Raw genomic sequence first — 20983 nt, 5'->3', positions numbered from 1 at the left:
CGTCCGCACCGCCGCGTACTCGTCGATTTCCATGCTCACCTCCGTCTTGGCTAATGCCAACTTACGGTATGACAATGGTCGAGCCAAAAAGTTCCTTGCGACCGGGGCACAGCGCCTTTTTTTTCGCGCCGCACTTCGGTGTCAGACACTTTCGAATCCGCTGAGCCGCCGCGGCGGCGCCTCAGCGTGCCGTCGTAAAACGGAAGGTGGTCACGGACCGGAACACCTCGCCCGGATACAGTGCCGTGGTCGGGAACGCCGGCTGGTTCGGACTGTCCGGCAGGTGCTGGGTTTCGAAGGCGAAGCCGTCGTAGCGCTGGTACGCGCGCCCCATGCTGCCCTCCGCGCTGCCACGCTCGCCACCATCGAAAGCATTGCCGGTGTAGAACTGCACGGATGGCTCCGTCGTGCTGATTTCCATGCGCCGGCCGCTGGCCGTGTCCTCCACCGCCGCCACCATGGCCAACCGGCCCACGGGCTTGGCGAAGACCAGGCTGTGATCGAAGCCGGCCGGCTCGCCCAGCAGGGCGTCACCGGCGCGCAGGCGTGCGGCGGCGCTGGCGCCCTGGCGGAAGTCCAGCACCGTGCCGGCCACGCTGGCCAGCTCCCCGGTCGGCACGCGCTTCGCATCCGTGACGGCATGGCGGTCGGCGGCGATCTGGAAGCGGTGCGTGTCGATGCCCGCGCTGCCTGCACCCGCCAGGTTGAAGTAGGCGTGATTGGTCAGGTTGATGACGGTCGGCGCGTCCGTCACGGCCTCGTATTCGATGCGCAGTTCGTCGCGCGCGCGCAGCAGCCGGTAGGTCACGTTGACGGTGAGCCGGCCGGGAAAGGCCTGGTCGCCGTCGGGGCTGACCAGGGTATAGACCGAGCCGATCGAGGCGCTGTCGGCGAAATCGCGGCGGCGCCACAGGCGCTGTTCGTAGCCGGGCGGGCCGCCATGCACGGTGATGCCGCGCGCGTTGGGCTGCAGCCGCACGGTCTTGCCGTCCAGGGTATAGCGCGCCCCGCCGATGCGACCGGCGTAGCGGCCGATGATGGCGGCGTGCTTGCGCGTGCTGCGCTGGTAGGCCGCCAGATCCGGCAGGTCGAGGATGACGTTGCGGCGCCGGCCATGCCGGTCCGCCACGGTGGCGGCGACGATGGTGGCACCGTAGTCGATATAGGCGAGCTGCATGCCGCGGTCGTTGGTCAAGGTGACCTTCTCGACGGCGGCACCGTTGGCCAGCGTGCCGTATGGCTGGACGGCAATGCCGGTGCAGCGGCCCTGCCCTGCCGCCGCCAGCAAGGCCAGGAGCAGGCAGGTGCGTGTCACAGGTCGGTGATCTCTTTGTAGCGTGGCACCAGGGTCTTCATCACGCCCCAGGCCAGCAGGTAGGCCAGGGCGCAGAAGGCGAACATGATCATGTAGCCGGTGCTGAGCTGGCCCTGCGCGCCGTAGTAGTCGAACAGCCAGCCGCCTACCTTCGACACGGCCACGCCACCGAGGCCGCCGGCCATGCCGCCGATGCCGATGATCGAGGCCACGCTTTTCTGTGGGAACATGTCGGAAACGGTGGTGAACAGGTTGGCCGACCATGCCTGGTGGGCCGAGGCGCCGATACCGATCAAGAGCACGGGAATCCAGAAGCTGATGTAGCCGAACGGCTGCGCCAGCAACACCACCAGCGGGAAGCAGGCAATCACCAGCATCGCCTTCATGCGGCCGTCGTACGGCGTTTCGCCCTTGTCCATGAAATAGGCGGGGAAGTAGCCGCCGCCGATGCTGCCCACCATTGTCAGGCTGTACAGCACGGCCAGCGGCACGATGATGTCGGCCGACCCCATGCCGTAGGTGGACGACAGGTACTTGGGCAGCCAGAACAGGAAGAACCACCACACCCCGTCCGTCATGAACTTGCCGAAGGCGAAGGCCCACGTCTGGCGGTAGGCCAGCAGGCGGAACCACGACACCTTGGCGCCGGCCGGCGCCGTCGACGTGGATGCCGCGGCGACGTCGCTGCGGATATACGCCAGCTCCTCCTTCGACAGGCGCTTCTGCTTTTCCGGCGTGTCGAACATCATCTGCCAGGCAATCATCCAGACGAAGCCGATCGCGCCGATGACGATGAAGGCGGCCTGCCAGCCCCAGTTGATGGCGATCCACGGCACCGTCAGCGGCGCCAGGATGGCGCCGATATTGGCGCCCGAATTGAAGATGCCGGTGGCGAAGGAGCGCTCGCGCTTGGGGAAGTATTCGGCCGTGGCCTTGATGGCGGCGGGGAAGTTGCCCGCCTCGCCGACGGCCAGCACGGCGCGCGACAGCATGAAGCCGATGATCGACGCGGGCGCCGCCACCATGCCCAGGGCGCCCATGACGCTGCCGATGGCCGACCCCATCGGCACGGCGTAGGCGTGCATGATGGCGCCGGCGGACCATACGGCAATCGCCCACATATAGGCCTTCTTGGTGCCGATGCGGTCGACGATGGGACCGGCGAACACCATCGACAGCGCATACACGAACTGGAAGGCCGCCGTGATATTGGCGTAATCCGTATTCGACCAGTTGAATTCCTTCGACAGCTGCGGCGCCAGCAGGCTCAGGACCTGCCGGTCCAGGTAGTTGACGGTGGTAGCGAAGAACAGCAGCGCGCAGATGGTCCAACGGTATTTGCCGACGGCGATGGCGCCGCGCTGGCCAGCACCTTGCTGGCTTACAGGCTCGTTCAGCTTCATAGGATCACTTATGTTTGGTTATCGATGATCTCTCTCGGTCTCCAGCGAGATCAGCCCAGCCTGGGCCATGGTTGTATGTCATCGTACAACCTAACAGGGTGTTAAGCAAGCATTAAACCGGCAGGCCGTATGTTGCTCTGAAACGGGTGCCTGGCACCGGTCTGCAGGCAATATCCGCGGTCTCGATCAGGTGTCCGAGACCGCATCCGAAGTTCGCTTGCATACCCGTAAGACAAGCCTTGTCGCGGCAGCACAACGGCGGCGCTGGGGCGACCCACGCATGACCCGTGGCGTCGGCGCGTAATTGCCCTAAGTCATTAATTTCCTTCGAGAAAATGTGATAATGTGGGGTCGACTCTTACTATCGTTTTCCGCCTCCACCATGAACGCGCTGACCGCCCTGTTTTCGCCGCCGGCCAATCCCTCGCTGCTGCAGTGGGGCGTGTACGACCCGAAGCTGGTCGTGCTGTCCGTGCTGGTGGCCGTGTTCGCATCCCTGATGGGCCTGCAGATGGCCGGCCAGGCCCGCGAGGCCCGTACGCCGCTGTTGCGTACGGGCGCCCTGCTGGCCGGCAGCCTGGCGCTGGGTTCGGGTATCTGGGCCATGCATTTCATCGGCATGCTGGCGTTCGACCTGTGCACCCACACCACCTACGATCCCACGGTCACCCTGCTGTCGCTGCTGCCCGGGCTGGGCGCCTCGTTCGTGGCGCTGACGATCCTGCGCCGCCGCACGCTCGGCAGGGGCCTGCTGCTTTCCGGCGGCGTGCTGGTGGGCGCGGGCATCGGCGCGATGCATTACAGCGGCATGGCGGCCATGCATACGGGCCTGGCGCTGCATTACGATCCCCTGATGTTCGGCCTGTCCATCGTCGTCGCCGTCGTGCTGGCGACATTGGCGCTGGGCGTGCGCTTCGGCCTGCGCGGGCTGCGTCGCACCTTCAACCATCGCCAGCGGCTGGCCATCAGCGCCGTCGTGATGGGTTGCGCGATCACCGGCATGCACTACACCGGCATGGCGGCGGCCCGCTTCGTCGGCACGCCGCCACCCGGGGCGCGCCCCGACGATCTCGGTTTCGTGGCCCTGGCTGTGTCCATCATCACGGTGCTGTTTACCGTCGTGGTGGTGGGCGCCAACGGGTTGCTGCGCTACCGCGAGATGTTCCGCCAGCTGCACCGCAGCGAGAGCTGGATGCGCGCGCTGCTGACGACGACGGTGGACGGCGTCATCACCGTCGACCGGGAAGGCGTCATCCATGAGTTCAACCTGTCGGCCGAACGCATCTTCGGCTGGCGCCGCGAAGAAATCGTGGGCCGCCATATCAGCATGCTGATGGCCGACACGACCACGTCCGAGCAGAGCGGCTTCCTGTACTTCCTGCGCACCGGCGACGACCAGCTCACGCGCGCCGGCAGCGAGGTGCTGGGCCGGCACAAGGATGGCCGCACGGTGCCGATCCGGCGCGCCGTGGGCCATGCGCGCCTCACCGATCAGGACCTGTACGTGCTGTTCGTGACCGACATCACCGAGCGCCGTGCCATCACGCAGGCCCTGCGCGACAGCGAACGGCAGTTCCGCTCCCTGATCGGCAATATCCCCGGCGCCTCGTTCCGCTGCCATGCCGATGCCGAGTACACCATCGAATTCATCAGCGACGGCGTCGAGAAGGTGAACGGCTACCCGGCCGCCGACTACTTCCGCGCCGAGAACAAGCGCACCCTGATCGAACTGATCTCGCCGGCCGACCTCCCCCGCGTGATGGCACTGTGCGACGAAGCCGTGACGGCCGGCCAGGCCTATTCCGTGGAATACCGCATGCGCCACGCGGACGGCAGCTGGCGCTGGGTGTGGGAGCACGGAGCGCCCGTCATGGGTGACGACGGCACGCCGCGTTGGGTCGACGGGGTGATCATCGACACCACCGAGCGTCGCCAGATGGAGGAGGACCTGCGCGTGGCCAAGGAAAAGGCGGAACAGGCGGCCGCCGCGCGCGCTTCGTTCGTTGCCAACATGAGCCACGAAATTCGCACGCCGATGAATTCGATCCTGGGCTTCACCGACGTGCTGCTCGATGGCGAGCTGCAGCCGGAGCAGCGCGGCCACCTCGACACGGTGCGCAGCGCGGGCCGCTCGCTGCTGCGCCTGATGAACGAGATCCTCGACACGGCCAAGCTGGAAAAAGGCGCGGTGGAGCTGGAGCTGGACGACTTCAACCTGCTGGCGCTGATCGACGAGCTCTCGTCCACCTACAACACGACGGCGCGCAGCAAGGGCGTGCTGCTCAATATCGCCTGCGCGCCCTCCTTGTCGCCCTGGCTGCACGGCGACGAGCTGCGCATGCGCCAGGTGCTGACCAACCTGCTCGACAACGCCATCAAGTTCACCGCCGCCGGCAGCGTGACCCTGAGCGTGACGCCGCGCGAACAGCAGCTGCACATCGCCGTCGCCGACACCGGCATCGGCATCGCGCCGGACCGGCTGGCCGCCATCTTCGAGCCGTTCACGCAGGCCGACTCCTCGATGACGCGCCGCTTCGGCGGCACGGGCCTGGGCACCACCATCAGCAAGCAGCTGGTGGAACTGATGGGTGGGAATATCTGGGCCGAGAGCACGCCGGGCCAGGGCAGCACCTTCCACGTGGTGCTGCCGCTGACACCTGCGCTGCAGCCGGAGCGCCTGAACCTGCCGCGCCAGCGCCAGCGCGTCGCCTTCGAGCTGCCGCCGCTGCGCGTGCTGGCCGCCGACGACGTGGCGCAGAACCTGGAACTGCTGTCGCTCCTGATGACGAAGCGCGGCCACACGCTGATGCTGGCCCAGGACGGTGCCCAGGCGGCCGCGCTGGCCGGCCAGCACGACTTCGACGTCATCCTGATGGACGTGCAGATGCCGCAGGTGGACGGCGTGGCGGCGACCCGCATCATCCGCGCCGAGGCCCAGTGCAACGGCCGTGCGCGCGTGCCCATCGTGGCGATGACGGCCAGCGTACTGGAAGCGCACCGCAAGGCCAGCACTGCCGCCGGCATGGACGGTTTTGCCTCCAAGCCGGTCGACTGGTATGCGCTGTCGCACGAGATCGCGCGCGTGCTGGGCCTGGAGACGGCAGCGGCCATCGCCGCCGTCAAAACGTCCAGCCTGCAGGTACTGAACCGCGCCGGCGCCGTGCAGCGCTGGGGCGGCAATGAGGAGGCCCTGTCGGCCGCGCTGTGCCGCTTCAGTGCCGAACACGCCGGCTGCGCGACGGCGCTGGCGGCGCTGTGCGGCGCCGGCGACTTCGTCGGCCTGCAGGCGCATGCGCACCGGGTACGCGGCGTGGCCGCCAATCTCGGCTTCGAGCAACTGACGGCACTGCTGGGCGAGATCGAACAGGGCGCGGCCCGCTGCGCCGCCGGCGCCGATGCCGCTTCCGTCACGGCCGCGCTGGCGTCGCTGGCACCGCAAGTGTCGCTGGCGCTGGACGACTTCGACTTCGCGCTGGCTGCCAGCCGCCTCGCCACCCTGCTGGCCAGGGTCTCCACTACCGAATCGCAAGAGTTATCCCATGAGTGATAAAAGCCTCCCCGCCGGCAGCACGCCGCAGCCGCCACTGATCCTGGCGGTGGACGATGAAGCCTCCAACCTCCAGCTGCTGCGCCAGATCCTCCAGGACCAGTACCGCCTGCTGTTCGCCAAGGACGCCATGCGTGCGCTGGAACTGGCGCGCCAGGAGCGGCCCCACCTGATCCTGCTGGACGTGATGATGCCCGGCACCACCGGCCACGAAGCGTGCCGCCAGCTCAAGGCCGATCCCGCCACGGCGCATATTCCCGTCATCTTCGTCACGGCCCTGTCGGACACGGAAGACGAGGTATTGGGCTTCGAGGCCGGCGCCGTCGACTACATCACCAAGCCCGTCAGCCCGCCCGTCGTGCGCGCGCGCGTGCGCACCCACCTGTCGCTGGTGCGGATGGACGAACTGAAGGATTCGCGCCTGCAGATCGTGCAGCGCCTCGGCCTGGCCGCCGAGTACAAGGACAATGAAACGGGGATGCATGTGATCCGCATGAGCCACTACGCGCGCCTGCTGGGCGTAGCGGCCGGCATGAACGAGGCCCAGGCCGACGACCTGCTGCACGCGGCACCGATGCACGACGTGGGCAAGATCGGCATCCCCGACCGCATCCTGCAGAAGCCCGCCAAGCTCGATGCCGACGAGTGGGCCATCATGCAGTCGCACGCCACCATCGGCGCCGACATCATCGGCGAGCACCCGCATGGCATGCTGCGGCTGGCCCGCAATATCGCCCTGTCGCATCACGAGAAATGGGATGGCAGCGGCTACCCGAACGGCCTGGCCGGCGAAGCGATCCCGCTGGAAGGTCGCATCGTCGCCATCGCCGACGTCTTCGACGCGCTGACGTCGGTGCGGCCCTACAAGGCCGCCTGGCCGGTGGAAGAAGCGGTGGAATTCCTGCGCCAGCAGCGTGGCCAGCACTTCGATCCGGCCCTGGTCGACCTGTTCCTGACCCAGCTGCCCGCCATCCGCGCCATCAAGGACAAGTGGGCGGAAAGCTGAACCTGCGCCCGTCGCCCGACTGCTCAACCCGTGTCCACCGCGGGGTCAGACCCCGACAAAGACACGGTCTCATCCACAGCCAGCTGTTGAGCACGTGTCCATGTCGGGGTCTGACCCCAAGGTGGACACGGGCTGGACAGTGGTGAGGGGGGATCGGTGGGGAAGAACCCCCACCGCCCCGCCGTTGCGCTGCCGTTCGGATGCCTGCAGACCGGGGAGGTGGTGGGTTCCTGCTTGATGTTATCGAAGTGAAAGTCGCGCTTGTTTGATCTGGCGCAAACTTCTTTCGATAAAACTGAACTTTTCAGCCCCGTAGTTTCTTGTACAGGTCGACGTAGTCGCGGGCCATCTTTTCGGCCGTGAACAGCTCGTGGTAGCGCGCTTCGGCCTTGCGGCCCATCTCCGCCGCCATGTCCGGGTTGTCCCACAGCGTGCGCATGGCCGCGGCGAACGCGTCCGGGTCGCTGGGCGGCACCACCAGGCCCGTTTCGCCGTGGCTGTTGATGTAGGTGGTGCCCGTGCCGATCTCGCTGGAGATCATCGGCTTGCCGTACATCGCCCCTTCCAGCAGCGAGATACCGAAGGCTTCCGAGCGCAGGTGCGAGGGGAAGGCCATCGCGTAGCACAGGCTCAGCAGCGCCACCTTGTCGTCCTCGTCGACGGCGCCGACGAAGCGCACGTGCGTCAGGCCCAGGCGCTGTGCGTGCTGCTTCAGCTCCTGCTCGATCGGCCCGGCGCCGACGATGACGACCGGGTAGTCCAGTTGCGCCATCGCGTCGAGCAGGATGTGCAGGCCCTTGTAGTAGCGCAGCACGCCCACGAACAGGAAGAAGCGCTCGCCGCCGGTACGCTCGCGCCACTTCTCCAGCAGGGCGGGCACGGGCTGTGGATAGGTCGACTTGTCCAGCCCGAACGGAATCGTGTAGACCTTGCCGTTGTAGCGCTTGAGCACTTCGGACGAGGCGAAGTAGTTCGGCGACGTGGCGACGATGGCGTCCACGTCGGCCAGGAAGCGGCGCTTGAGCGGCCCGTAGACCTTCAGCAGCGCCTTCTGGCGCACGATGTCGGAGTGGTAGGTGACGACGCTGGGCTTGTCGATGCGGGCCATGAAGTGGGCCAGGTCCATGAACGGCCACGGGAAGTGGTAATGGATCACGTCGGCCTCGCGCGCCAGCCTGGCCAGCTTGCGGATGACGCCGAACGACACCGAGTTCGACGCCACTTCGAAGGCCTGCGGCACCCGATGCACCGTGTGGCCGTCGATCTCGATGCGGTCGGCCGCACCGCTGCGGGTCAGGGTCAGGACCTCGTTGGTCACGCCCAGCCGGCCGGTGGCCACGCACATCTGGCGGATCACCTGCTCGACGCCGCCCCACGATTCGGGGTAATAGGTCTTGTAGAAATGGAGGACACGCATGAGTTCGGATGCTGTTACTTCAGGATCGATCGGTACACGGCGTGCGTCTTGCGGGCCGTTTCGCGCCAGGTCAGCTGCAGCGCGCGCACCTTGCCGGCGGCGCTGCAGCGCTCGCGCAGCGCTTCGTCGCGCGCCATTTCCAGCATGGCCGAGCCGATCGCCGCGACCGACAGGGGGTCGACCTCGATGGCCGCGCCGGCCGTCACTTCGGGCACCGACGTGGTGTTCGATGCGATCACGGGCACGCCGGAGGCGAAGGCCTCCACCACGGGAATGCCGAAGCCTTCGTACAGCGAAGGGAAGACGAACACGCCGGCCGCCGCGTACAGGTGGCGCAACTGCTCGCCGCTGGTCAGCCGGTCGAGCCAGACCACGTTCTCGCCGTGCTGGCGCGCCGCGCCGATGCGGGCGATGACTTCCTCGCTGCGCGCGCCGGGGGCGCCGACGATGACGAGCTGGCGCTGCGCACGGATACTGGCCGGCAGGCCCAGGTAGGCTTCCAGCAGCCGGCCCATGTTCTTGCGCGGCTGGATCGTGCCCACGGCCAGGAAGTAGCCGGCACGCAGGCCGTGTTCCTTCAAGGTCGCCGCAATGGCATCGGGCGCGGGCGCTTCCAGCCACGCTTCGTCCACGCCGCAGGGCACCACGCTGATCTTGCGCTCGTCCACGCCGAAGCAGTCGACCAGTTCGCGGATGGTGTAACGGGTGTGGGCGATGACGTGGTCGGCCTTGCGCGCGGCCTTGGCCTGCAGCCAGTTCTTCAGGCCGCGCAGGCGCGGGTTGCACCATTCCGGGTGGGCGATCGGCAGCGCGTCGTGCAGGGTGGCGACGATGGGGCAATCCATGCGCACGATGCGGTAGTCGGTGGCGTGAAAGAGGTCGACCTCCATGTGCTGGCGCGTACCCGGCAGCGCCAGGTCGGCCAGGGTGGCAAGCGCGAACTGCCGCGGCATCGGCCGGCCCACGGTCAGGGCGGCGGGCGGGCCGAAGGAATATGGTTGCACCGCGCAGCCGGCGCCTGGCAGTTCGCGCAGCAGCGCACGGCTGTAGACGCCGATGCCATCGAGGCGCCCGCCCGTCAGGCCGGGTTCAGTCGTCGTCGTCGATAGGCCGATGCGCAGCAGGCTTGCCGTCACGCCCGATACATCCAGCGCAAGGTCTCGGCCAGCGGCGGCGCGTCGATGGTGCCCACCGCCGCCTGCAGCCGCCGGTTGTCGCCCGTCAGGCGTGCCACTTCGTTGGCGCGCACGAAGGCCGGATTGACCTGCACGTCGATACGGTAGCCGGCGATGTCGGCCATCATGTCGATCACTTCGCCCAGCGAATACGCGGTGCCGGAACTGACATTGAAGATGCGCTGCTGCGCCTTCCCCGTGGCGGCGTCAAGCAGGTGGCGGTAGCTGGCCGCCAGCACGCGCACGTCGGAGAAATCGCGCCACACGTTCAGGTTGCCCAGTTCGATGCGCGCTTCGCGGCGGCGGAAGTGCGACACGATTTTCGGCAGCAGGAAGTTCTCCGCCTGGCCCACGCCCGTGTAGTTGAACGGCCGCGCGATAACGATGGGCAGCTTGTCCATCCACAGCCGCGCCATGTATTCCATCGCCAGCTTGCTGACGGCGTAATCGTTGGCCGGCGCGGCCGGCACGTCCTCGTGGATCACGGGAACGTCGGTATTGCCATAGATATTCGCGCTCGACGCCAGCAGCACGGCCGACGGCCGCCGTGGCAGTTGCGCCAGCGCTTCGAGCAGGTTGCGGGTACCGACCACGTTGACCCTGTAGATCTGCTCGACGTCCGAATGGGCCACGAAGGCGATCGCGGCCAGGTGCACCACCACGTCCGGTGCGACCTGCGCGACTACGGCGGCCAGGCCGGCGCGGTCCAGCAGGTCGACGGCGAACCGGTTCGGTGCCGGCGCCGCGCCCGGGGTCGAGGTGCCGAACACTTCGTAGCCGGCCGCCTGCAGTTCCTGCACGACGTAGTGGCCGGTGAAACCGGCGATGCCCGTCACGAGCGCCCGCTTGCCCACGCCTTCGCGCGCCGGCGACAGCAGGGGCAAGGTCGGCGACTGCGCGCTCATGTCAGAACGAGAAGCCGGCAGCGTTGCGGCGCAGGTCGGCCTCGACCATCATCTGGCACAGCTCTTCCAGCGTGGTCTTGGGCGCCCAGCCCAGTTCCGTCAGGGCCTTGGCCGGGTCGCCGATCAGCAGGTCCACTTCGGCCGGACGGTAGAATTTCGGGCTGATCCGCACGCGCAGCTTGCCCGTCTGGGCATCGTGGCCCGTTTCGTTCTCCGCCTCGCCCTGCCATTCGATGGCGATGCCGGCGGCCTTGAAGGCCATCGTGACGAAATCGCGCACGGTCTCGGTGCGGTTGGTGGCCAGCACATAGGTATCGGGCTTGTCGGCCTGCAGGATGCGCCACATGCCTTCCACGTATTCCTTGGCAAAGCCCCAGTCGCGCTTGGCGTCCAGGTTGCCCAGTTCCAGCACGTCGAGCTTGTCCAGTTTGATCTTGGCGACGGCGTCGGTGATCTTGCGGGTGACGAACTCGCGGCCGCGCAGCGGCGACTCGTGGTTGAACAGGATGCCCGAGCAGCCGAAGATGCCATACGACTCGCGGTAGTTCACCGTCATCCAGTGCGCGTAGAGCTTGGCCACGCCATATGGGCTGCGCGGGTAGAACGGCGTGTCTTCCTTTTGCGGGATGGCCTGAACCTTGCCGAACATTTCGGAGGTGGACGCCTGGTAGAAGCGAATCGACGGATCGACGATGCGGATCGCCTCGAGCAGGTTGACTGCGCCGATGCCGGTGATTTCGGCCGTCGTCACAGGCTGCTCGAACGAGACGCCGACAAAGCTTTGCGCTGCCAGGTTATAGATCTCGTGGAAGCGGCCCTTTTGCAGCAAGCGGATCGACGAGGACAGATCCGTCAGGTCGTGCTCGACCAGGTTCAGGTTCGGGTGATTCTGGATGCCCAGTTCCTCGATACGCCAGAAATTGACGGAGCTCGTGCGGCGGAAGGTGCCGGTGACTTCATAACCCTTCTCCAGCAGCAGCTGCGCCAGGTATGCGCCATCCTGGCCGGAAATGCCCGTTACCAGGGCGCGTTTGATATTTTGCATAGTGTGGAGTATCCAGAAACGACTTGACCATGAAGCCCGACATTGTAACAGAGGCATGACATGGCCTGCCTCCCCGCGGCGCGTCGCATTACATTAATTACATCTTGTTACAGGGTAATTTTTGAGCGCGGTCGCCATGTCAGCCCCGCCAGCGACAAGCCGGCCAGCAGCATTGCCCAGGTGCCGGGCTCGGGCACGGGCGGCGGCGTGATGACGAAGGTGGTCTGCGCGCTCCAGTCGTAGCGCACCGACCAGTTGTGTTCCGGCAACGGGCCATAGCGGCTGTGGCCAAAGTAGCTGCCCGTGACGATGTCGCCGGACCAGCCGCTGGTGTGCTCGTCGTAGCCGTAGTAGCCGGCGGAGAAATCCAGCTGCCCCGTCAGCGCATATGAGAACGCGCCGACATGGCAACGCAGGTAGGGGCTGGTCGAATCGACGCAGCCTTCACCGGCGGGGGCGATGTAGGTATAACCGCCGGTGGACAGATAGCTCAGCTCCGCCACGCCGATGATGCCATCGCCGTCGCCGTCGCTGCCGCGGAACGTCCCGGTCAGCTGGCGGTCCGGGTCGAACAGCCCGGTCGCGCTATCGATGAAACCCTGGTAGGTAAAGTGCCACGTGGTCTCTTCCGCCTGGGCGCATACGCCCCCCGCCGCCAGCAGGGCGGCGCACAGCAGGTGTTTTCGCATTGTCGTTCTCCTTGTGATGAATGCCCTGCAATGACGTGCGCGCGGTGCGGGCGGCCGGCTTTTCATTGTCACAAAGTTCAGGGGCGACGAGGAGGCCCGGTGCAGTAAAAACAACGGTGCAAGGGCTGGGAATCGGCTGGATTGATGCCGATCACGCGCCCAGGCCGATGCCCCGGGCCATTACCGCGGCGGCGATCGGGATCAGCGCGAACACGTGGATCTCGGCCAGCATGCGCCGCCGCAATGCCGTCACTTCGCCGGGCGGCGGCACGAAGGCGGCATCGGCCTTCAATGCCTTCTGCCACGCCAGGATGCGCAACGTCGGCTTGATCGACAGGATGCCGACGACGGCAAAGGCAGCCACCTTGGTCCAGAACACATGGTTCTGCAGGTAGAAGTCCGGGCCCTTGGCGCCATACCAGACCCGCGCGAAGCCGGCGACGAGGATGGCGATGGCCAGCACGCCGTAGGCGGCATCGAAGCGCCCCAGCAGGCGCACCGTGTGCGGCGACATGGCGGCCGGGCGCATCAGCGCCAGTTCGGCCGCCAGCACGGCGGCGATGCCGAAGACGATCAGGTGGTGGACGATGGCGAGGGTAAGGTCGGTCATGGTGGCTCCACTGTAGCGATGCACGGCTTGCCTGTCAAAGCTGCCCTTACCGGCCGCATGGGCAACTGCCGCCGGGCCGCATCGCGGCAGTTCATTCCGGTATTTCCTCCCGCACGTAGACGATGCCGCGCTGGAAGGCCACGTCCAGGCCCGCACCCTGGGCGCCCGCACCATAGCCTGCCCGCAGGGCGCCGACCCGCTGCTCCGGCGTGCCGTGCGATGTCGCGCTGTTGAAGGCGTAGTCGCCTTTGTTGAACAGGGCACGTGCGGCCACCTCCATGTTCGCGAACGTTCCCCCTGTCGCCCGGTTCCACGCGCCCAGGTACCAGCCTGCCATGAAGTCCGCGTGCACCTCGCCCTGGCGCAAGGGCAGCCGCAATTGCTTCTTGAACTGGCGGATGTGCGCGTATTCGTGTGCCATGAACAAGGTCACCGACGTTCCCCAGAAGCGCGGATTGCGCCGCTGCTCCTCCAGGATCAGGCGCCTGCCGAGCAGGACCGTCCCATCGGTCTTGGCGTCGCGCGGGTCCCCCAGGTTGAACGGCACGGCAAGGGCGTTGGGCTTGACGTCATCGTAGAGCCCGTAGACGGCATCGACGTCGAACACCAGGCTGGCGTCGGTGGCGGCATTGCTGAAGCTGTCGGCAATCGGGTGGTCGGGGTCGTCCGTCCCGAACGGCGGCGTCTTGTAGCGTAAATCGCTCAGATACATCGTTTGCAGCTGCTCCGCGCTGACGGCGCAGCCCCCCGTGGCAAAGCCGGAGAAGCGGTGGACGGCGCCACCCGGGCCGGACTGGGGCCACTGCGCGGCGGTGCCCAGGCTCAGCGATGCCAGGCCGGCCAGGAGCAGGCGACGCAACATTCAGTCGCCCTCGCGTGCGTAGCGGATGCGAACGGTCAGCCTGATCGAGGCCGGAAAGGTTCGGCCCGAGCGCAGCCGCTTTTCAGGATGTTCGTAGGCCGAGACGACGGTGCCGAGCGCCGTGTCATGGTTATCCTGGATGAAGTCGCGCCACAGCGTGCGCCCCTTGCCGCGGCCATCGTCGTCGATGTCCCCGGCCGACCGGGCCCGCTGGCGCTTCGTCTTCAGGCACTGGCGGATCGCATTGCTGAGCGCCAGCGCATCGGCGCGGGCCCGCTCGACCTCACTCTCGGCGTATTGCCAGCCACAGTGGAATTGGAATTCGAACTCATCCTCTTCGACGTCGCAGGACTTGGCGTTCGGGAAGAAGATATTGGCGGTGTGCTGCTCCAGCGTCGACTCGTAGGCGCCGCGCCATTTGCGAAAGCCACGGTGGGCCGTTTCGTACACCGATGTCCAGCTCTGGCAGAACTCGTCGCTGGCGGCAGGTGCCGGGGGCAGCAGCAAGGCGGCCAGCATGACCGGCGCGGCCAGGCGGCCCCTAGTCGATGGAGCGATGCATCTGCGCATGGGCAGCCCTCACTTGCGACACCTTGGCCTGCAGGTCGCTTCCTTCCGCCCGGCATTCGGACGCGCTGCTGACCTCGAGGCAGCCGCTGACGGCATCGGCAGCGCGTTCCAGGGCGCCGATGGACGATTCCAGGGCCTTCAGGTCCTGGGCCGGGACACTCGTGCGCCCCGCCTGCAGGTCGGCGATCAGGGGCCTGGGCGAATAGTGGGCGAGCGCGACGAAGATGACGACAAAAATCACGACGGACCCGACCAGGCCAAGCTGGCGGCGGGTGCCGTCCGTGGCGATGTGGCCGATAAAGGCCGCCTGGCTGGTGCGATACAGCAGCAGCGCCAGTGCGGCGGCCACCAGCGCCCAAAGCACCGGCATGAACATGGCGATATAGCTCGTCACGGTAGCTTCCCTAACGGCACAGTGCGGCGAGCCGGTCGGCGGCGTCGATCGCGTCGCCGCTGACTTCATCGTTCTTGTAGGCCGCCTTGCTCATCAGGACGAGGCCCTCCGGCCCCACCGGCACGACCAGCAGATTCGCCTTCGCCACGATGGTGCAGTACGCGCCGGGACAGTTCTCCAGCCTGGACACATACAAGTAAAGGCGTGCGCGCTCCTCGGCGATCCGCGGCTCGGTCAATATCGTGATGCTGTCCTGCCGCACCGAGTCGAAGGCGAGCGGCAGGCGCCGGCCCGCGAACACCTTGCGCACGCTTTGCGCCAGCACGCTCGTCAACGCTGCCTCGGGACATGCAGGGGATTTTCTGCTGAAAAGCTGACCCAGCCCCACCTTGCCGATGGCGCCGTCGCCGAAGCTGACGGTGGTCATGCGTGCTTCGACTTCCTCCATCGGCAAATCGAAGCTGACCATGGCGAGCGCCGGTGCCGGCGTCGTGGACGCCCATCCCGTCCCCGCGAGGAAGAACGACACCAGGATGATGCCGATACGATTCGCACGCGCCGGCGCGCAAGGCCTGGCCAGGGATGGTGCGGGAAAACCTGGGTGATAGGTGTTCAAGGCCGCCTCCGTGGTGCTGCGGATCGCCTGGTAAACATACCACCTGGCGATTGCGTGGTGCAAGCGGCATCGCCGGCGCCGGCCTTGTGCCGCACTGGCTTACAACACTACGCTGGAAAGGCCGGCAAGCGGCGCTCGGCGGGCCACCGACAAAAAAACCCGGCGGGCCGTTGCGGCCCGCCGGGTTCCTGTTTTGCCCCTTGCGTGGGCCCTACCGTCAGCCCTTGCGCTGGGCCACCACGTCGACGACGCACAGCGCCGTCATGTTGACGATGCGGCGCACCGTCGCCGATGGCGTCAGGATGTGCACCGGTGCGGCGCAGCCCAGCAGGATCGGGCCGATGGCGATGCCGTTGCCGGCGGCCGTCTTGACCAGGTTGTAGGCGATGTTGGCCGACTCGATATTCGGCGCCACCAGCAGGTTGGCGTCGCGTTCCAGGCTCGAATTAGGCATCAGCTTCTTGCGCAGCTTCGAGTCCAGCGCCGTGTCGCCATGCATTTCGCCGTCGATTTCCAGGTCCGGCGCGCGCTCCTGCACCAGCTTCAGGGTGGCGCGCATCTTCTGCGCCGACTCGCTGTTGGACGAGCCGAAGTTCGAATGGGACAGCAGCGCGATGCTGGGCGACAGGCCGAAGCGGCGCATTTCCTCGGCCGCCATGATGGTGATCTCGGCCAGCTGCTCGGCGCTGGGGTTCTCGTTGACGTGGGTGTCGACCATGACGAGCTGGCGTTCCGGCAGCACCAGCACGTTCATCGCTGCATACACATTGGCGCCCGGGCGCTTGCCCAGCACCTGGTCGATATAGTTCAGGTGCAGCTGGGTGGTGCCGAAGGTGCCGCAGATCATGCCGTCGGCATCGCCCTTCCTGATCATCATGGCGCCGATCAGGCTGTGGCGGCGGCGCATTTCCAGCTTCGCGTACTCCTCCGTGACGCCCTTGCGGTTGGTCAGTTCGTAGTACGAGGTCCAGTAGTCGCGGTAACGGTCGTCGTAGTCCGGGTTGATGACGTCGAAGTCGACGCCCAGCTTCAGGCGCAGGCCGAACTTCTGGATGCGCGTTTCCAGCACGGGCGGACGGCCCACCAGGATGGGGCGCGCCAGGCGCTCGTCGACCACCACCTGCACGGCGCGCAGCACGCGCTCTTCCTCGCCTTCGGCATACACGATGCGCTTCAGTTCCGGGTGCGTGCCCTTGGCCACCGAGAACAGCGGCTTCATGAAGGTGCCGCTGCGGTAGACGAATTCCTGCAGGCTGTCGGCGTACGCTTCCAGGTTCTTGATGGGGCGCGTCGCCACGCCCGATTCCTCGGCCGCCTTGGCCACGGCCGGGGCGATCTTGATCAACAGGCGCGGGTCGAACGGCATCGGGATCAGGTATTCCGGGCCGAACGACAGGTTGGTGAAGCCGTAGGTGGTGGCGACGATATCGGACTGCTCGGCATGGGCCAGCTCGGCGATGGCGTGCACCACGGCGATTTCCATCTCCCGCGTGATCGTGGTGGCGCCGCAATCGAGAGCGCCACGGAAGATGTACGGGAAGCACAGCACGTTGTTGACCTGGTTCGGATAGTCCGAACGGCCGGTGCAGATGACGGCGTCGTCGCGCACGGCCTTGACGTCTTCCGGCAGGATCTCCGGATTCGGGTTGGCCAGCGCCAGGATGATGGGACGGGCCGCCATCTGGCGCACCATGTCCTGCTTCAGCACGCCGCCGGCGGACAGGCCCAGGAAGATATCGGCGTCGGCGATCACTTCGCCCAGCGTGCGGGCGGTGGTGTCGCGGGCGAAGCGTTCCTTGTCCGGGTCCATCAGCTCGGTGCGGCCCTTGTAGACGACGCCGGCCAGGTCGGTCACGTAGATATTCTCGATGGGGAAGCCCAGGTCGACGATCAGGTCCAGGCAGGCCAGTGCCGCGGCGCCGGCGCCGGACACCACCAGCTTGCATTCCTTGATGTTCTTGCCGACCAGGGAGATGCCGTTCAGGATGGCGGCGCCGACGATGATGGCCGTGCCGTGCTGGTCGTCATGGAAGACGGGAATCTTCATGCGCTTGCGCAGTTCCCGTTCGATGTAGAAGCACTCGGGCGCCTTGATGTCTTCCAGGTTGACGCCGCCGAAGGTCGGTTCCAGCGCCGCGATGATGTCGATCAGCTTGTCCGGGTCCGCTTCGTTGATTTCGATGTCGAACACGTCGATGCCGGCGAATTTCTTGAACAGCACGCCCTTGCCTTCCATCACGGGCTTGGACGCGAGCGCACCGATATTACCCAGTCCCAACACCGCGGTGCCGTTCGAAATGACGGCCACCAGGTTGCCGCGCGCCGTGTACTTGTAGGCGGCGGCCGGGTCGATGACGATTTCTTCACAGGGGGCGGCGACGCCGGGCGAATAGGCCAGGGCCAGGTCGCGCTGGTTCGTCAGCGTCTTGGTGGGCGCCACGCTGATCTTGCCCGGCTTTGGAAATTCGTGGTACTCCAACGCCGCGATCCGCAGTTGCTGGCGCAGTTCCTCTTTCTTGTCCGATGACGAATCCATTGCTGTACTGCCTTCCCTAGGTGCACTGAAAGCCTTCGATTCTAGCAGACCCCTCCCGTTGTCAAACTAGGTATTTTCACCAAGCCATTCGTCAATAACTAAATTGCTATTGAATCCTCTAATAATGCAAGAAATGACTATCGCAGCCCCTGGGCCGACGCCGGTGCACGCCAGGACGGGGCGTTGCAAGGACATTACTCGGCCGGCAGCCGGGCGCACTGGCCCTGGCTGTGTCCGCGCGACGAAACAACCGTGCCGGCAATAATGACTGCGTGGGTTAGAATTTCAGAGTCAGCATCATGATGCCGAAGGCGAAGAACACTGCCGCGCTGATGCGGGAGAGCAGCCTGGCCGCCCTGGGCTGGCTGAGCCAGTTCCTGGCCCGGGCAGCCAGCGCGGCGTAGACGGCATGGATCACGACGAGTACCACGCAGTAGGTGGCGATCGCCACGCCCAGGGCCAGCGGCCTGCCGGCCGGCGCCGTCGTGCCATCCACCACTTGCGGCAACACCGACAGGAAAAACAGCAGCGACTTCGGATTGCTTGTCTGCAGCAATACGCCCCGGACCAGCCGTGTCCAGCGTCCCGATGGCTGTACCGGGTGCCCGCTTGCTGCACCCGGGGCCACCCGGCGTACCTCGCGCCGCCATGTGATGCAGGCAAGGTAGAACAGGTACAGTACACCGCAGTATTTCAGGAAAAGGAACAGGGGTTGGGACGAGCGCACGAGCAGGCCGATACCCGCCGAGGTCAGCCCCGCCATCATGGCCGCGCCAAGCGCCAGCCCGAACACGCCGGACAGCGATGCGCGCCAGCCGTTGGCAATCGCATTGTCCAAGGTCATCAACACACCGGGACCGGGGCTGGAAACGGTGCAGATCACCATGACAACATAAAGCCAGTACGTATTACTCATGTTTTACCTTGTTCCTTTGAGACCATTACCCGACCGGGGCCCGGACTGCCGCAGTGCCACAGGACGGGATACAGGCCGGCACCCTGGCTTGCGACCGATGGCGCCAGGATCGAAAAAAAGCAATAAAGCCCCCGTAAGGGACGTGGCACGACCGGAAAAGGCGCGTTTCAATGTCACCGTTTTGCGAAAGATGAAAGTCTGCGTGCTTGTGGGTCCGGCAATCAAACGAGTTTTTGGTAATATGCGTTGAGTTTTTCTCAACACTATTACACCGATGCCCATACGACCGCCGCTGATGGCCCTGCACATGTTTTGTACCGTCGTGAAGGAAGGCGGATTTCGCCAGGCCGCGCAAAGGCTGAACCTGACGCCGGGGGCCGTGAGCCGGCAGATCCAGACGCTGGAGGGGCACTTGAAGCAGGTGCTGTTCGACCGTGGCGGCGGCAATTCGGCCACGCTGACCCTGGAAGGCCAGAACCTGTACGAACGGGTTGCCGACCGGATGACGGAGCTGGTGGACGCCCTCAATCCGCTGGACCACCACCGGCGCCATATCGCGATCCTCGTGGAGACCAGCGTGACGCTGGCGATGCATTGGCTGATTCCGCAGTTGCAAGTGTTCCGGCAGCGCCATCCCCATGTGCAGGTGCACGTCAGGACCGTGGACGGTGTCATCAATCCCTCGGCGCCCGTCGACGTGTTCATCCGGCGCGATCCGGCCGAGCTGCGGGGCCTGCCCGCGCAGACTTTCCTGGCCGAGCACTCGGTGCTGGTGTCCAACCCCGTCTTCGCATCGACGCTGGTGCTGCCGGTCTCGAAAGGCCTGGACTGGCTGCACGACGTGCCGCGCATCGGCACGCGCTCGCGGCGCGATTTGTGGCCCAGCTGGAGCAAGGCGCACGGCATGGACGGCAAGCTGCCCGACCCACCGCTGGAATTCGACAACACGGTGCTGGCGATCCAGGCGGCCGTGCAAGGCCTGGGCGTGCTGGTGGTGCCGGAGGCCTTCATCGAACCGATGCTCGAAAGCGGCGCCCTGAAGCTGCTGCATCCGGCCCGGATCGACACGGGCTCCTACTCGTTTGCCGTCGGCCGCCTGCAGGCGTCGTCGCGTGTATCGATCTTTACCGACTGGCTCAGGGAATGCGGCGCCCAATAGCCTTCAGTACAATACCCGCATGCTCTCCGAATTCGACCTGATCAAACAGTACTTCGTCCGCCCCGCCACCGCCGGCACCCACCGCGCCGCGCTCGGCATCGGCGACGATTGCGCCCTGCTGGCGCCCGCGCCGGGCATGCAGACGGCCATTTCATCGGACATGCTGGTCGAAGGGCGCCACTTCTTCGCCGGCGAGGATGCGCGCCGGCTGGGGCATAAAAGCCTGGCCGTCAACCTGTCCGACCTGGCGGCGATGGGCGCGCGCCCCGTCGGCTTCACCCTGGCGCTGGCCTTGCCGGCGGCCGAGCGGGACTGGCTGGCCGGGTTTGCGGGCGGCCTGTTCGCGCTGGCCGATGCCCACGGCTGCGAACTGGTCGGCGGCGACACGACGCGCGGACCCCTGAACATCTGCATCACCATCTTCGGCGAAGTGGCGCCCGGCCACGCGCTGCGCCGCGATGCGGCCCGGCCGGGCGACGACATCTGGGTCTCCGGCACCCTGGGCGACGCCCGCCTGGGCCTGGCCGCCCTGCGCCAGGAGCTGGTGCTGGAGGACGCCGCGCTGGACGATGCCGCCCAGCGCCTGTACCTGCCGACGCCGCGCGTGGCGCTGGGCATGCTGCTCGCCGAAGGCAGGCTGGCGCGCGCGGCCATCGACATCTCGGACGGACTGGTGGGCGACCTGGGTCACATCCTCGAGCGCTCCGGCGTCGGCGCCACCCTGGACATCGATGCGCTGCCGGCCGGGCCCGTGCTGGCGCGCCAGGCGCTCGCCGTGCGGCGCGCCTTCACGGCCGCCGGCGGCGACGACTACGAGC

Annotated in this window: 18 protein-coding genes; 4 read left to right on the top strand and 14 right to left on the bottom strand. The window is 66.4% G+C overall.

What is annotated here, in order from left to right:
- Positions 1–181 precede the first annotated feature (181 nt).
- Both GM672_RS23380 and GM672_RS23375 read right to left on the bottom strand, forming a co-directional pair.
- Complete coding sequence (locus tag GM672_RS23380; RefSeq protein WP_155472936.1) at positions 182–1315, bottom strand: aldose epimerase family protein; 1134 nt, start codon at positions 1313–1315, stop codon at positions 182–184.
- A complete protein-coding gene (locus GM672_RS23375) occupies positions 1312–2718 on the bottom strand; it encodes an MFS transporter (protein WP_155472935.1) in 1407 nt (468 codons plus the stop codon). The genes GM672_RS23380 and GM672_RS23375 overlap by 4 nt, the downstream gene beginning before the upstream one ends.
- A 382-nt stretch (positions 2719–3100) precedes the next feature.
- On the opposite strand from GM672_RS23375, the gene GM672_RS23370 reads away from it, so the two are divergent.
- Both GM672_RS23370 and GM672_RS23365 read left to right on the top strand, forming a co-directional pair.
- Positions 3101–6265: an MHYT domain-containing protein gene (locus GM672_RS23370; RefSeq protein WP_155472934.1), complete on the top strand. Its 3165-nt coding sequence runs from the start codon at positions 3101–3103 to the stop codon at positions 6263–6265.
- On the top strand, positions 6258–7271 hold the full coding sequence (locus GM672_RS23365; protein ID WP_155472933.1) for a response regulator: 1014 nt from the start codon (positions 6258–6260) through the stop codon (positions 7269–7271). Before GM672_RS23370 ends, GM672_RS23365 begins: the two co-directional genes overlap by 8 nt.
- Positions 7272–7575: 304 nt before the next feature.
- On the opposite strand, the gene GM672_RS23360 is transcribed toward GM672_RS23365, so the two are convergent.
- The 12 genes from GM672_RS23360 to GM672_RS23305 form a co-directional block, all read right to left on the bottom strand.
- The gene (locus GM672_RS23360; RefSeq protein ID WP_155472932.1) at positions 7576–8688 is read right to left on the bottom strand and encodes a glycosyltransferase family 4 protein; all 1113 of its coding nucleotides are present in this window, start codon (positions 8686–8688) and stop codon (positions 7576–7578) included.
- A 14-nt stretch (positions 8689–8702) separates the two neighbouring features.
- Complete coding sequence (locus GM672_RS23355) at positions 8703–9824, bottom strand: glycosyltransferase family 4 protein (RefSeq protein WP_170300208.1); 1122 nt, start codon at positions 9822–9824, stop codon at positions 8703–8705.
- Positions 9821–10768, bottom strand: coding sequence for an NAD-dependent epimerase/dehydratase family protein (locus GM672_RS23350; RefSeq protein ID WP_155472930.1), 948 nt, complete (start codon positions 10766–10768; stop codon positions 9821–9823). The genes GM672_RS23355 and GM672_RS23350 overlap by 4 nt, the downstream gene beginning before the upstream one ends.
- Before the next feature lies 1 nt (position 10769).
- Positions 10770–11813, bottom strand: coding sequence for a GDP-mannose 4,6-dehydratase (gene gmd / locus GM672_RS23345; protein ID WP_155472929.1), 1044 nt, complete (start codon positions 11811–11813; stop codon positions 10770–10772).
- Positions 11814–11920: 107 nt separating this feature from the next.
- Positions 11921–12502 carry a PEP-CTERM sorting domain-containing protein gene (locus GM672_RS28990; protein WP_229417899.1) on the bottom strand — a complete coding sequence of 194 codons (582 nt, stop codon included), beginning with the start codon at positions 12500–12502 and terminating at the stop codon, positions 11921–11923.
- 151 nt (positions 12503–12653) lie between these two features.
- A complete protein-coding gene (locus GM672_RS23335) occupies positions 12654–13112 on the bottom strand; it encodes a DUF2214 family protein (protein ID WP_155472928.1) in 459 nt (152 codons plus the stop codon).
- A gap of 91 nt (positions 13113–13203) precedes the next feature.
- A complete protein-coding gene (locus GM672_RS23330) occupies positions 13204–13974 on the bottom strand; it encodes a hypothetical protein (RefSeq protein ID WP_155472927.1) in 771 nt (256 codons plus the stop codon).
- Positions 13975–14493 (bottom strand): hypothetical protein, encoded by a 519-nt coding sequence (locus tag GM672_RS23325; protein WP_155472926.1) that lies wholly within the window; start codon positions 14491–14493, stop codon positions 13975–13977.
- A 22-nt stretch (positions 14494–14515) separates the two neighbouring features.
- Positions 14516–14938 carry a hypothetical protein gene (locus tag GM672_RS23320; RefSeq protein ID WP_155472925.1) on the bottom strand — a complete coding sequence of 141 codons (423 nt, stop codon included), beginning with the start codon at positions 14936–14938 and terminating at the stop codon, positions 14516–14518.
- A 10-nt stretch (positions 14939–14948) separates the two neighbouring features.
- Positions 14949–15554 (bottom strand): hypothetical protein, encoded by a 606-nt coding sequence (locus GM672_RS23315; protein ID WP_155472924.1) that lies wholly within the window; start codon positions 15552–15554, stop codon positions 14949–14951.
- A 217-nt stretch (positions 15555–15771) separates the two neighbouring features.
- Complete coding sequence (locus GM672_RS23310) at positions 15772–18090, bottom strand: NADP-dependent malic enzyme (RefSeq protein WP_155472923.1); 2319 nt, start codon at positions 18088–18090, stop codon at positions 15772–15774.
- A gap of 277 nt (positions 18091–18367) precedes the next feature.
- Positions 18368–18976: a LysE family translocator gene (locus tag GM672_RS23305; protein ID WP_170300207.1), complete on the bottom strand. Its 609-nt coding sequence runs from the start codon at positions 18974–18976 to the stop codon at positions 18368–18370.
- A gap of 337 nt (positions 18977–19313) precedes the next feature.
- On the opposite strand from GM672_RS23305, the gene GM672_RS23300 reads away from it, so the two are divergent.
- Positions 19314–20165 (top strand): LysR family transcriptional regulator, encoded by an 852-nt coding sequence (locus tag GM672_RS23300; RefSeq protein ID WP_170300206.1) that lies wholly within the window; start codon positions 19314–19316, stop codon positions 20163–20165.
- 19 nt (positions 20166–20184) lie between these two features.
- The coding region (gene thiL / locus GM672_RS23295; RefSeq protein WP_155472920.1) for a thiamine-phosphate kinase at positions 20185–20983 on the top strand (799 nt) is incomplete at its 3' end.

The sequence above is a fragment of the Pseudoduganella buxea genome, from assembly GCF_009720835.1.
Classification (GTDB): Bacteria; Pseudomonadota; Gammaproteobacteria; order Burkholderiales; family Burkholderiaceae_D; genus Rugamonas; species Rugamonas buxea.
The sequence above is the reverse complement of the archived record's forward strand: the minus strand, read 5'-3'. Positions and strand labels throughout refer to the sequence as shown.

Bases quoted from the DNA above. Each gene is read 5' to 3' on its own strand.
- GM672_RS23305 (WP_170300207.1), bottom strand. From the start codon at position 18,976: ATGGTGATCTGCACCGTTTCCAGCCCCGGTCCCGGTGTGTTGATGACC.
- GM672_RS23370 (WP_155472934.1), top strand. From the start codon at position 3,101: ATGAACGCGCTGACCGCCCTGTTTTCGCCGCCGGCCAATCCCTCGCTG.
- GM672_RS23325 (WP_155472926.1), bottom strand. From the start codon at position 14,493: ATGCTGGCCGCCTTGCTGCTGCCCCCGGCACCTGCCGCCAGCGACGAG.
- GM672_RS23360 (WP_155472932.1), bottom strand. From the start codon at position 8,688: ATGCGTGTCCTCCATTTCTACAAGACCTATTACCCCGAATCGTGGGGC.
- GM672_RS23350 (WP_155472930.1), bottom strand. From the start codon at position 10,768: ATGAGCGCGCAGTCGCCGACCTTGCCCCTGCTGTCGCCGGCGCGCGAA.
- GM672_RS28990 (WP_229417899.1), bottom strand. From the start codon at position 12,502: ATGCGAAAACACCTGCTGTGCGCCGCCCTGCTGGCGGCGGGGGGCGTA.
- GM672_RS23330 (WP_155472927.1), bottom strand. From the start codon at position 13,974: ATGTTGCGTCGCCTGCTCCTGGCCGGCCTGGCATCGCTGAGCCTGGGC.
- GM672_RS23365 (WP_155472933.1), top strand. From the start codon at position 6,258: ATGAGTGATAAAAGCCTCCCCGCCGGCAGCACGCCGCAGCCGCCACTG.
- gmd (WP_155472929.1), bottom strand. From the start codon at position 11,813: ATGCAAAATATCAAACGCGCCCTGGTAACGGGCATTTCCGGCCAGGAT.
- GM672_RS23310 (WP_155472923.1), bottom strand. From the start codon at position 18,090: ATGGATTCGTCATCGGACAAGAAAGAGGAACTGCGCCAGCAACTGCGG.
- GM672_RS23335 (WP_155472928.1), bottom strand. From the start codon at position 13,112: ATGACCGACCTTACCCTCGCCATCGTCCACCACCTGATCGTCTTCGGC.
- GM672_RS23300 (WP_170300206.1), top strand. From the start codon at position 19,314: ATGTTTTGTACCGTCGTGAAGGAAGGCGGATTTCGCCAGGCCGCGCAA.
- GM672_RS23375 (WP_155472935.1), bottom strand. From the start codon at position 2,718: ATGAAGCTGAACGAGCCTGTAAGCCAGCAAGGTGCTGGCCAGCGCGGC.